8 protein-coding genes are annotated in these 12,715 nt (G+C 58.6%); 2 read left to right on the plus strand and 6 right to left on the minus strand.

The annotated features are described in order from the left end of the window. Window positions 1-581, plus strand: a 581-nt coding sequence (locus tag D6877_RS01665) for an ATPase, T2SS/T4P/T4SS family (RefSeq protein ID WP_178083616.1), incomplete at its 5' end; no start/stop codon positions are given. A gap of 131 nt (window positions 582-712) precedes the next feature. Beyond that, a complete protein-coding gene (locus D6877_RS01670) occupies window positions 713-4,468 on the plus strand; it encodes a hypothetical protein (RefSeq protein WP_130909655.1) in 3,756 nt (1,251 codons plus the stop codon). 48 nt (window positions 4,469-4,516) lie between these two features. On the opposite strand, the gene D6877_RS01675 is transcribed toward D6877_RS01670, so the two are convergent. The 6 genes from D6877_RS01675 to D6877_RS01700 form a co-directional block, all read right to left on the minus strand. After that, complete coding sequence (locus tag D6877_RS01675; protein ID WP_130909656.1) at window positions 4,517-6,472, minus strand: acetoacetate--CoA ligase; 1,956 nt, start codon at window positions 6,470-6,472, stop codon at window positions 4,517-4,519. A gap of 150 nt (window positions 6,473-6,622) precedes the next feature. Further along, window positions 6,623-7,396, minus strand: coding sequence for a 3-hydroxybutyrate dehydrogenase (hbdH, locus tag D6877_RS01680; protein ID WP_130909657.1), 774 nt, complete (start codon window positions 7,394-7,396; stop codon window positions 6,623-6,625). Window positions 7,397-7,403: 7 nt separating this feature from the next. Further along, window positions 7,404-8,795: a GntP family permease gene (locus D6877_RS01685; RefSeq protein WP_041478724.1), complete on the minus strand. Its 1,392-nt coding sequence runs from the start codon at window positions 8,793-8,795 to the stop codon at window positions 7,404-7,406. A gap of 276 nt (window positions 8,796-9,071) precedes the next feature. Then, window positions 9,072-10,487 carry a sigma 54-interacting transcriptional regulator gene (locus D6877_RS01690; RefSeq protein WP_130909658.1) on the minus strand — a complete coding sequence of 472 codons (1,416 nt, stop codon included), beginning with the start codon at window positions 10,485-10,487 and terminating at the stop codon, window positions 9,072-9,074. 133 nt (window positions 10,488-10,620) lie between these two features. After that, the gene (locus D6877_RS01695; RefSeq protein WP_130909659.1) at window positions 10,621-12,195 is read right to left on the minus strand and encodes an ABC transporter ATP-binding protein; all 1,575 of its coding nucleotides are present in this window, start codon (window positions 12,193-12,195) and stop codon (window positions 10,621-10,623) included. Between the two features lie 9 nt (window positions 12,196-12,204). Beyond that, window positions 12,205-12,715 (minus strand): ABC transporter permease subunit (locus tag D6877_RS01700; protein WP_130909666.1); only part of this gene is annotated, 511 nt, incomplete at its 5' end.

Here is a 12,715-nt window from a genome sequence, read left to right on the forward strand (position 1 = left end):
AAGTCGGCGTCGATACCCGAAGCTTTCATGCGGCTTTGAAGAACACTCTGCGCCAAGCTCCGGACGTCGTACTGATCGGTGAGATCCGTGACCGCGAAACCATGGAACATGCGCTGTCGTTTGCCGACACCGGCCATCTTGTCCTGTCGACGCTCCATGCGACGAACGCCAATCAGGCACTGGATCGCATCATCAATATGTTTCCCGAGGAAAAGCGTGATCAGCTCTTGCAGACATTGGGCAACAACTTGAAAGCCTGTGTTTCGCAGCGTCTGCTCCGCACTGTCGATGGGCAAAGGCGCGCGGCAGTTGAAATTCTTCTGGGTACGCCGACCATCGCTGATCTGGTCCGACGTGGCCAGTTCGAAGAACTCAAGCCGATGATGGAAAAGTCAGCCGAACTCGGTATGCAGACATTTGACGCGGCACTGTTTGCGTTGTATGCAGAAGGCGCAATCAGCGAGCAGGAAGCACTGAAGAATGCCGATTCGGTGAATAACCTGAAGTTGCGAATCAAACTTCAGGGCGATCAAAAAGGCGCGGGCGATTCAACTTCAGGAGAATGGGGTTTGATCGACTGACGAGTAGCTTGCAGGGATTCAAGTTGCATGTCGCAACACTGCTTTATATTTAACCTATGGATCGCTGGCGTTGAACTGGATAAAACCTCATCAGGCTGAATGGTCAGCTAGTTGGTTTGATGAGGCTTTTAATGATTGACTTGAAGAAAGACAAGATATTCCGCCCTGCAAAAGTTACTTTGGCAGGCTGGCAATATCAATCCGCAGCAGATGCGATGGAACGTGAGCAGGTATTGGCTCATCTTGAGCAAGCGCTGGATGAATACAGCGACGATCAAATAATCAACTGGTATGCGCGTGAAGTAGAACTGCAGCAGGGCTCTTCACTTCACGATATTTATAACCCCGGCAGGCTTCTGCTTGCGGAGTTGCTCGAAACTGGCCCTGTCGTCGGCGCACTTGCCCGCGAAGAGGCGCGCGATCATGACGGACTGCTACGAGTGTCGGCAGAGGGCAAGATGGAAGTCCGCGCCGACAGAGGTTGGGTGGATCTGGTCGCGGCGCGTCACTTTGAATTCAGTCAGCCGACACGATCTGCGTTGATGGTGATTGCGGATATAGCAGATGTAGCCGGTGGTTTCATATGGCCTGATCTGGATGTCACTCTCGATCAATGGTTCAAGTTTCATGACATCGACTTGCCTGACAATAATGCCAAGGTCAGGAATCTGCTCGGTTTGTTCAGGTTTGCGCCTGAAGTAAAAGAGCCCGGGGATTACTGGGAGCACTTTCAAACGACCGATGATGTATTGGCAGCACTATCTGAAGAGCAGTTCTCGGAGATTCGCAAGGCCACGGCGAAGTTGATGCCCAAACGCAAATTACTGACCGCTCTGTACAACGTCTCCGGCCGCGCCGCTATATCCGCTGAAAACGCAGCGCAGCGCATTGCCGAATGCGTCGAACATCCAATCGCGCTGGCGCTCGCTGGCAGTTATTTGAAAGAACTGAATTGGTATGGCGTTAATGAGGGACAAGCGGTCTGCGCAAATACCCTTCACCAATTGTTGATAACCGCAGTGTTGCTTGATCTCGATCCATCCATTGGCAACAGTCACTCAATCAACCGCTGCGATCTGTATTCGCCCGGCAATCTTGAACGTCATCCTTCAGAAATTCGCGACGAGTACGTCGAGTTTGTTCGCAACAAGCGCTGGATTGATCCGGAGCTGTCGCCCCTGGTCGCCCATCTGCTTCTGGCTCGCAACGCGCCGGAGTTTCTGGTCATTGAAGTGCCGGCCACGGTTACGCTCGGCTCGATCGCCTGGATCAACCTTACTCGTGCGGTTGCGCTGGTTGAAGCGGCAAAGGCTGGAGCTTCGCGAGTCATGACCTATGCGCAGATCATTGCCTATGGCGAGCTGGAGGCAGTCAGTGAAGCGCAGAAACATCTGCGCGATCTGGCGATGATCGACCCGATTGTCGATTGGGCATTGCTGAACCGGATTATCGCCAGGACTGAGCTCGAACAATCAGAGGAGGCCAGTACACGGCTTGCACTTGATGCCTTCGAGCGACATTCGGAGCAATTCGCGCAGGTAGCCCGTGCGTTCTCGACCCCGTTGCCCAATCGTGCAGAAATAGCCCGGACTCAATTGAAAAAAGCCGCGCCAGGTTGCGACACCCTCGACGAGAAAGCGCTTTCCGAGCAAGGCGGGCAGCAAGTCATGTCAATGGTCGATCTGCATCAATCGGGAGACATGGCTACCGGTGAATGGGACAGACGCACCGTACGCCTGGTGAATCAAGGGCTTCTTCTTCCCGCCATTGATTACAATCCGTCGGGTATCAGCCTGTACACGCGTTATCCGGGATTACTCAAACTGGACTCCTGCGAGCTTGAGCTGGACCGGCAGTTGGCTGCGCATTTCAAGGCGTTGAACAGCGGCATGCTGTCCGCTGTAAAACTGGCTCTGGCGCAGATGCCGGAAGCCGATCTGCAGATATTCATGAATGCAGGCATCAACTTTTTCACTGTGCGCGAATCTGCCGTCTATGTCGTCACGCGTCGGGCCGGCGGCCCCCTCGGTATTGGCCTTGAACAAGAGACGCTGCAAAGCCGGGATGCCGCCACAGGACGTTTCGGCATAGTGATGTATGCGTCACATGAAAACGCCGAGCTCTGTTATGAGTTATTCACCTCGCGTGCAGAAACCCGAAAAAATGATGCGCTGGGAGCTCTCATCAAACGCGAGCGCAAGTTCCTGCAACGTTCGCGGATCAGTGCCAGCGCCAACATGACGCTGCCCCTGACTCGCACCGCAACTCAACGCCTGCCGTTAAACATCAAACGCTATACCCATGCAGCGGCCGAAGACACTTCGGTTACCAGCAGCATGGCGATCATCGATTACTTCGGTGAACTTGCAGCGCCGATGCAGTCTTCGGAACTGAAGCCGGGCTTCTATCAGAAATTCAATGATCCGGCGATCGCGCGCATCGCTGAATTTCTGGTGAATAACCGTCCGTTTTTGAACAGGAGCGAACTAAGAGAACTCGTGCGCATACCGACTCCACTGGAACTTTCCAAAGAAGAGGGTGAGCGACTGCTGACTTACTTCATCGACCTGCTGGTTCCGTTCAAGAAATGCATCGAGGACATCGTTTCGGGCGACCACAACAAAATGGTCGACGGGTTTTACGGATGTCTGATGGATGGCATCGGTCTCGTGGGAACCGTCGCTGGCGCCAGCTCGAAGGCGCTGAGCATTTGCGCCAAGGCTATTTCCACGACGGCCAAAGCCGCGCGCTTCACCCGCCTGGCGCTGACTTCGGGCATTTCACTTTTCAATCCGTTCGACGGTGTGCCATCCGGCCTGCAAGCGGGCGGCAAACTGCTGCACAAAGGGTTGTTGCGGTTCAATAAAAACAGTCACGACCTGATCCTCAAAGCCAGTGGGCAGTTGCACAAGATCAGTGGCCGCCGGCAATCCTGGGATCTGCTGGAGGCTGCCGATAATGTGCAACTGGGGCTGGGGAGCTGGCGACCCCGCGCAACCGCTGATGCCGTTGGCGTACTTGCTGCCCGCCGTGGTGACAAATGGTACGCACTGAACCGACGCGGCAACCTCTGGGGCCAGCCCCTGGATGGTTTCGCGTATCACGCCCCGGTGCAGTTACCCTATTCGCCACGCACATTGCCGCTCAGCTATACGCGCAAGTTTATCGAGCGAAGTCTGCCGCGCGCGCGGGCCAAGATCGATAACGCGATCGAAGTCTTCAACCGTCATGATTTCAAACGCGATCGCGAGTCACTGATGAAGATCGTGTTCGGCAGTGCCTCACAGATATCCACTGATCGCCTGGTGAACTACCTGCGTTTGATTCGTTTCGATTTCGCCGGTTTTTCCTTGAGCAACATGGTTCTGGACGGGCTCAAGATCAACGACACCCTGGCATCGTTCGATGCGGACAATTACCAACGCTGGAAAGACGCGGGGTCAGAACAAGGCGCCGACATCGCGTTTGTGCAGGTCTATACAAAAAACCTCAACAGACATTTCGTCAGCATGGGCTTCAACCACGACGTGGTTGCCGACGACCTGATTCATGAGCTGTTCCACGCCAGTGCGCAAACCGATGATGTCGGCTATGCCAGCGACGCCGTGCACACAAGTGACGATGGCCAGCGCCTGGACGTGACGGAACTGCTGAATCTGGCTGCCGGCTGCCTGCGTGAGTCGGACACCGGGACAGACTGCCACGCGCCGTCCAGAGCCTTCGAAAACGCCGACTCGCTGGCCTTGGCAACCTCGCTGTTGAGTCAGTTGGCTACCGATAAAGCTACCTTCGATGAAAACATGACGATCCTGCGCGGCGCACTCGACGCCAATGCAGGCAAGGCCATTGGCGAGCCAATCGTCATTACCCTGAACAAACCTCGCTGATGAAAAGCACTGCCGCCAACCTGTTGGATGGAGGCGCCAATGCCGTTTTCAATCAACAAGCTCCGGCCGGTCCCGAAACTGTTCCAGCGCTTCGGGATTGGCCAGCGCATCAGTGTTCTTGACCTGTTCGCCGTGCACCACATTACGCACGGCCAGTTCCACGACTTTGCCGCTGATGGTGCGCGGTATGTCCGTCACTGCAACGATCCGCGCCGGGACATGCCTCGGCGTGGTATTGGCGCGGATCACCTCGCGAATTCGCTGCTCAAGCCCTTGATCGAGTTCGACGCCATCGCGCAAACGCACGAACAGCACGACACGCACATCATCCTGCCACTGCTGGCCGATGGCGACGCTGTCCAGCACTTCGCTGATTTTCTCGACCTGACGATAGATTTCCGCCGTGCCGATACGCACGCCGCCCGGGTTCAACACCGCATCCGAACGCCCATGGATCATCATCGCGCCGTGCGCCAACTGCTCGGCATAATCACCCTGCGCCCAGACGCCGGGAAACAGGCTGAAATAGGACTCGCGCAGTTTTGTGCCCTCCGCGTCATTCCACAAACCGATCGGCATTGCCGGGAAATGCCGTGTGCAGACCAGCTCACCTTTCTCGCCGATCACCGGTTGGCCAGCGTCGTTCCACACCTCGACGGCCATGCCCAGGCTCTTGCCCATGATTTCTCCGCGACGTACCGCTGACAGCGGGTTGCCATTGACGAAGCACGAGACGATGTCGGTGCCACCGGACATCGAGGCCAGGCACACATCGGTTTTGACGTCGCGGTAAACGAAATCGTAGCTTTGCGGTGACAAAGCCGAGCCCGTGCACAGCAGGGTTTTCAAACTGCTCAAGTCATGACTTTCGCGGGGCCTGGCGCCGCTGCTTTCCAGCGTCGCGAGGAATTTCGGACTGGTGCCAAACACGCTGATGCGTTCATCGTCGATCAGATCGAGCAAGCGCTGATGGTCCGGATAAAACGGCGAGCCGTCGTAGAGCACCACGGCGCTGCCAACCGCGAGCGCTGAAACCAGCCAGTTCCACATCATCCAGCCGCAGGTCGTGTAGTAGAACAGGCGATCACCGGGGCCGAGGTCGCAATGCAACCCGTGCTCCTTGACATGTTGCAGCAGCACGCCGCCGGTGCCGTGGACAATGCATTTCGGCACGCCGGTGGTGCCGCTTGAGTACAAAACGTAGAGCGGATGATTGAACGGTACCGGGGTGAAATCCGGTTGGCCGCCAGGTTGATAGAAGTCTTCCCACAAGGCGACGTCGCCCTGGGTTTGATATTCCTCGACACGCGCTTGCGCACGGGCGTAGGGCACGATGATCAACTGCTGTAGCGAGGGCAGCTGTGCCAGGATTTCGTTGAGCTTGGCAGTCTGATCGAGGGTTTTCCCGGCATATTGATAACCGGCGCAGGTAAGCAGCACTTTCGGTTCGATCTGGCCGAAGCGATCGATCACGCCATGGGTGCCGAAGTCTGGCGACGAGCATGACCAGATTGCGCCGAGACTGGTGGTAGCCAGCATCGCCACCAGGGTTTGCCAGGTATTTGGCATGCACGCGGCTACACGATCGCCTTGAGCCACGCCGGCCGCGCGCAGGCTGGCCTGGAAACCGGCGACGTGCTCGGCCAGTTCGGCCCAGGTCAGTTGTTCGCGCTGGCCGTTCTCCGCCACAGCAACCACCGCCACGGCATCATCGCGACGGCGCAGCAGGTGTTCAGCAAAATTCAACGTCGCGCCCGGGAACCACTCGGCGCTGGGCATCTCTGCACCTTCACGCAAGACGGCGTCGGGCTGAGTGCGAAAGCGGATGTCGAAGAAATCGACGATCGCCTGCCAGAACGCCGGGCGCTGATTGATGCTCCATTGGTGCAGGGCGGGATAGTCGTCGAGGTGTAGCGAATGCCGGTGATTGATCTCGCGCCGGAAGACGTCCATACGAGAACGGGCGATACGCTGGGCGTCGGGTTGCCAGAGGATATCGGACATGGGTTTGCCTCTTCTTGTCTGATTCGTACAGGCCAGGGAGATCATCCCCGGTGGGAGCGAGCCTGCTCGCGAAAGCGTTGTGTCAGTATCCCGAACTGTGCCTGATACACCGCATTCGCGAGCAGGCTCGCTCCCACAATGGCCAGATGTTTATTGTGCCAACCACCCACCATCAATATTCCACGCCGCGCCGCGCACCTGGCTGCCGGCTTCACTGCACAAGAACAGCACCAGCTCACCCAGATGCTGCGGTGTGACGAACTCCAGCGACGGCTGTTTTTCCGCCAACAGATCATGCTGCGCCTGCTGCGGATCGACGCCCTTGGCGGCGCGATCATCGATCTGCTTCTGCACCAGCGGCGTCAACACCCAGCCAGGGCAGATCGCGTTACAAGTCACCTGACTGGTCGCAGTTTCCAGCCCGACCACTTTGGTCAGGCCGATCACGCCATGCTTGGCGGCGACGTACGCGGCTTTGCCGGTGGAGCCCACCTGCCCATGCACCGAAGCGATATTGATGATGCGTCCCCAGTTCTTGCGGCGCATTCCCGGCAGGCTCAAACGGGTGCTGTGGAATACCGATGACAGGTTGATCGCGATGATCGAATCCCAGCGCTCAACAGGAAACTCTTCTACCGCCGCAACGTGCTGAATCCCCGCGTTGTTGACCAGAATGTCGACCCCGCCAAACTCGCGCTCGGCGTAGGCGACCATGTCGGCAATCTGCGCCGGGTCGCTGACATCGGCGGGATGATGGCCGACCTTGCCGCCGTACTGAGCGACGTCGGCGATCACTTTCGAGGCGTCGCCGAAGCCATTGAGAATCAGGTTGGCGCCGGCTTTCGCGAGAGTCAGCGCGATGCCCAGGCCGATGCCGCTGGTGGAGCCGGTTACCAAGGCTGTCTTGCCGGAAAGAGTGGTCATGAATACCTCACACAATGCCAGTGGCGTAGAAAGTGCCGATCACCACGAAAACCGCCAGGGTCTTGATCAGCGTAATACAGAAAATGTCTTTATAGGCTTCGCGGTGGGTCAGTCCGGTCACCGCCAGCAAGGTAATTACCGCGCCGTTGTGCGGCAGGGTGTCCATGCCGCCACTGGCCATCGCGGCCACGCGGTGCAGCACCTCCAGCGGAATATTCGCCGCGTGCGCCGCGCTGATGAACTGCTCGGACATCGCCGCCAGCGCAATGCTCATGCCGCCCGAGGCCGAACCGGTGATGCCCGCCAGCAGCGTCACGGTGATCGCTTCGTTGACCAACGGATTGGGAATCTGCTTGAGCCAGTCGGCCAGCACGAGGAAACCCGGCAGCGAAGCGATCACTGCACCAAAGCCGTATTCAGACGCCGTGTTCATCGCCGCCAGCAAGGCACCGCTGACTGCGCTTTTGCTGCCTTCGGCGAGCTTGCTTTTAATCGCCTTAAAGCCGAACGCCAGCACCATGAGGATGCCTACCAGCAACGCCGCCTGCACCGCCCAGATCGCCGTGAGCTTGGCGATTTCGGTAGTGACAGGCGCGGCCATGCCCGGCAGCGCGAGGCTGTGAGTCTTGCCGTACCACTGCGGAATCCACTGGGTGAAGAGCAGGTTCATGATGCCCACGGCCAGCAAAGGTGACAGGGCAATCCAAGGGTTGGGCAGCTTCAGGTCTTCGGCGGTTTCCGGTTCGTTGCGCAGTTCAGTGCCGTAACCTTCACCGGCACGCTGTGCCTTGTTGCGTTGGCGCTGGAGAAACAACATGCCGGCGCAGAACACGAAGATTGTGCCAATCACACCTAGCCACGGCGCCGCCCATGCGGTGGTGTTGAAGAAGGTGCTGGGGATGATGTTCTGGATCTGCGGCGTGCCGGGCAGGGCGTCCATGGTGAAGGAGAATGCACCCAGGGCAATGGTCGCCGGGATCAAGCGTTTGGGGATATTGCTCTGGCGGAACATCTCCGCTGCAAACGGGTAAACGGCGAAGACCACAACGAACAACGACACGCCGCCATACGTCAGCAGGGCGCAGACCAGTACGATCACCAGCATCGCTTGTCTGGTGCCAAGCAGGCGAATCGCAGCGGCGACGATCGAGCGCGAGAAACCGGACAATTCGATGAGCTTGCCGAACACCGCGCCGAGCAGGAATACCGGGAAATAGAGCTTGATGAAACCGACCATCTTGTCCATGAACACCCCGGTGAACGCAGGGGCAACGGCGGACGGATCGGTGAGCAGGACCGCGCCGAGGGCGGCGATCGGGGCAAAGAGGATGACGCTGTAGCCACGGTAGGCGGCGAGCATCAGCAGCGTCAGGGCTGCCAAGGCAATGATCACACTCATGGTGTGTCTCTCCAGGATTGTTATTTTTGTGGGTGGAACGGGTGTGGAGAGGTGTTAGCGAGATTTGTGCCAGAAGCTCAAGTTATTGAAATATATGGATATTATTCTTCTCAAAGAGATGTTTGGATTGATATTGTCTCTAATCAGAGACTTTCGTTGCTGGAAGGACGCTTTCGCGAGCAGGCTCGCTCCCACAGCTGACACCGGGCTCCCTGTGGGAGCGAGCCTGCTCGCGAAGCTTTTGCTCTCGTCTTAAAAGAGAGATCGGCTGTCTCTTTATATAGACTCGGCAATCCCCAGCGCAGCCATTTTCTTGTACAGCGTCGAACGCCCCAACCCCAACCGAACCGCAGCCTCCGGCACTTTCCCCGCGCATTGCGCCAGGGTCGACTCGATCAACTGCCGATCAAACCGCGCCCGCGCCTGTGCAAATGTCTCGCCAGCGGAGGCTTGCATGCTCGGCTCGGCCGTCCGCTCAACCGGAGTAAACGTGCCAATCGCGCCGCGAATATCCTGCTCGGTCAGCATCAAGTCATCACTGAGCAACGCTGCCCGCTCCAGCACATTGCGCAACTCACGGATGTTGCCCGGCCAGGCATGCTGGCCTAACAGCGCCAGCGCATCGCGGTGCAGTTCATGCTGGCTGCGCAGTTCTTCGAGAATCGCCTCGCTCAGCGCCGGCAGATCATCGAGACGTTCACGCAGCGGCGGCACCTGGATCGGCAGTACGTTGAGGCGGTAGTACAAATCGGCGCGAAATTCGCCACGCTTGATCGCAGCCTGCAAATCCGTCGAAGTCGCGGCGATTACCCGCACATCGCTCTGTATCACTTCGTTGGAGCCGACCGGCTCGAACTCCTTTTCCTGCAACACGCGCAGCAGTTTGCTTTGCAGGGGCAGCGGCATATCGCCGATCTCATCGAGAAACAGCGTGCCGCCCTGAGCGATCTGCAATTTGCCGGTGCGGCCCTTGCGATCAGCGCCGGTAAAGGCGCCGGGTGCCGTGCCAAAGAACTCGGCCTCGAGCAGGGCCTCGGGAATTGCTGCGCTGTTAATACTGACGAAGGCTTTGTGCGCACGGGGCGAGGCGCTGTGAATGGCTTGTGCGAGTAACTCCTTGCCGGTACCAGTTTCTCCCAGCAACAAGACGGGCGAATCAGCGCTGGCACTGCGGCGCGCACGGCGTTTGACTTCAAGGCTGGCAGCGCTGGTACCGATGAAGTGGGCAAAGTTGTATTTGGTTTGCCGCGCACGTAGCAGCGAGCGCGTCGAGGCCAGTTCTTCCTGCATGCTCAGGTAGCGCTTGAGCATCGGCGACAGCGTACGCAACTCGTCGAACAGGGCAAAACCGATGGCGCCGATCACGCTGCCGGCATCGTCGTGGATCGGCAGGCGCATCACCACCAGCGGTTCCTTTGGCGTGTCCTGCATGTCCAGCAGAATCGGCCGACCGGTGCGCACCACCTCGCGCAGCAGGCTGCCGGGGATCACGCTTTCGCAGGGTTTGCCGATAGCGCCTGCCGCTGAATCGAGACCGAAGCGCCGGGCGTAGCGTTCGTTCATCCAGACGATATTCGCATCGCGGTCAACAATCACCGTGCCTTCGCTGGATTGCTCGATGATCTCGAACAGCGAACGGATCGCCAGGGTGCGCACCCGTTGGTAGTCCTTGAGGCTTTCGGTGGTGTTCATGGAGGCTGATCCTGATTGTTTGTTGCCTGTGACGGCCCATTCGCGAGCAGGCTCGCTCCCACAGGGGCCTGCATTCCAAATGTGGGAGCGAGCCTGCTCGCGAATGCCGCGCCGCGAATTAACAGAAAAAAATCTACCCCGGATGCGCCGCCGCCAACAGCTCTCTGGTGTAGGGATGCTGCGGGTTGTCAAACACGTCGTGACTGGCACCACGCTCTACCACCTGGCCGTCCTTGATCACGATCATGTCGTGTGCCAACGCGCGCACCACTGCCAGATCATGGCTGATGAACAGATAGGTCAAACCGTATTTTTCCTGCAAATCACGGAGCAGGGCGACCACTTGTTTCTGTACGGTGCGGTCGAGGGCCGAGGTCGGTTCATCGAGCAGGATCAGCGCCGGTTTCAGCACCAAGGCCCGGGCGATGGCGATGCGCTGGCGTTGGCCGCCGGAAAATTCATGCGGGTAGCGATGGCGGCTTTCCGGATCGAGCCCCACTTCCCTGAGCACGCGAATCACTTGCTCATCGCACTCATTGGCCGTCGACTCGCAATGCACTTCGAGACCTTCGCTGATGATCTGTGCCACCGACATGCGCGGGCTGAGGCTGCCGAACGGATCCTGAAACACTACCTGCATCTGCCGCCGCCACGGCCGCAGCTGCTTTTGATTGAGGCCGTCCAGCGCTTCGCCCTGAAAACGAATGCTGCCCTCGGAGTCCAGCAAACGCAGGATCGCCTGACCCAGCGTCGACTTGCCCGAACCAGACTCGCCAACAATGCCCAAGGTCTTGCCGCGCTGAATATTCAGACTGATGCCATCGACAGCGCGCAGATACTGCTTGCGCCTGAACAACCCGCCGCCGACCTGGAAATCAACGCGCAGGTCAGCGACCTCCAGCACATTTTCGTGTTCGTCACGGGGCAGGGCTTCACCTTCCGGCTCAGCATTCAACAGCACGCAGCTGTAAGGGTGTTTGGGTTCGGTGAACAGGGTTTCGCAAGGGGCCTGCTCGACAATCTCACCGGCCTTCATCACACACACGCGTTGCGCGATGCTGCGCACCAGATTGAGGTCGTGGCTGATCAGCAGCAGCGACATGCCGAGCCGCTGTTGCAGGGACTTGAGCAGCAAGAGGATCTTGCGCTGCACAGTCACATCCAGCGCCGTCGTTGGCTCGTCAGCGATCAGCAACTCCGGTTCGCAGGCCAGGGCCATGGCGATCATCACCCGTTGCCGTTGCCCGCCAGAGAGTTGATGCGGATAGGCTTTCAACCGTTCCTTGGGCTTTTGAATGCCGACCAGTCCGAGTAGTTCGAGAATGCGCTGCTGCGCTTGCTTGCCGCCGAGGCCACGGTGCAGCAACAGGGTTTCGCCAATCTGCTTTTCGATGGTGTGCAACGGATTGAGCGAAGTCATCGGCTCCTGAAAGATCATCGCGATGCGATTGCCGCGCAGCTCACGCAGGACTTTCGGGTCGGCACCGAGCAGTTCCTGCCCGCGATAACGGATGCTGCCTCCGGTTTGCGCATCAGTGTCAGGCAGCAGTTGCAGGATCGAATGCGCGGTCACCGATTTCCCCGAGCCCGATTCGCCCACCAGTGCCAGGCACTCACCGGGGCGGATATCCAGGCACAGGTCACGCACCACGGTCTGGCCATGGAAGGCGACATTGAGGTTGCGGATTTCAATCAGGTTTTCAGTCATGGTCACGCTTCAGGATCGAGGGTCAAAAGCGTCACGTAACGCTTCGCCGATGAATACCAGCAAGGACAGGATCAGCGCCAGGGTAAAGAACGCGGTCAACCCGAGCCACGGCGCTTGCAGGTTCTGCTTGCCCTGACCGATCAGTTCGCCCAGCGAGGCACTGCCGGCCGGCATGCCGAAGCCGAGGAAATCCAGCGCGGTCAGCGTTGAAATCGCCCCGGTCAAAATGAACGGCAGGTAGCTCAGCGTCGCGTTCATTGCGTTCGGCAGAATGTGCCGGAAAATCACCTTGCGGTCAGTCAGGCCCAGCGCTCGCGCGGCTTTGACGTATTCCAGATTGCGCCCGCGAAGGAACTCGGCGCGCACCACGTCCACCAGCGCCAGCCAGGAAAACAGCGCCATGATGCCCAGCAGCCACCAGAAATTCGGCTCGACGAAACCGGAGAGGATGATCAGCAGATACAGCACCGGCAGCCCCGACCAGACTTCCAGCACGCGCTGTCCGAGCAAGTCGACCCAG

Source organism: Pseudomonas sp. Sample_9, from assembly GCF_004307535.1.
Classification (GTDB): Bacteria; Pseudomonadota; Gammaproteobacteria; order Pseudomonadales; family Pseudomonadaceae; genus Aquipseudomonas; species Aquipseudomonas mercuritolerans.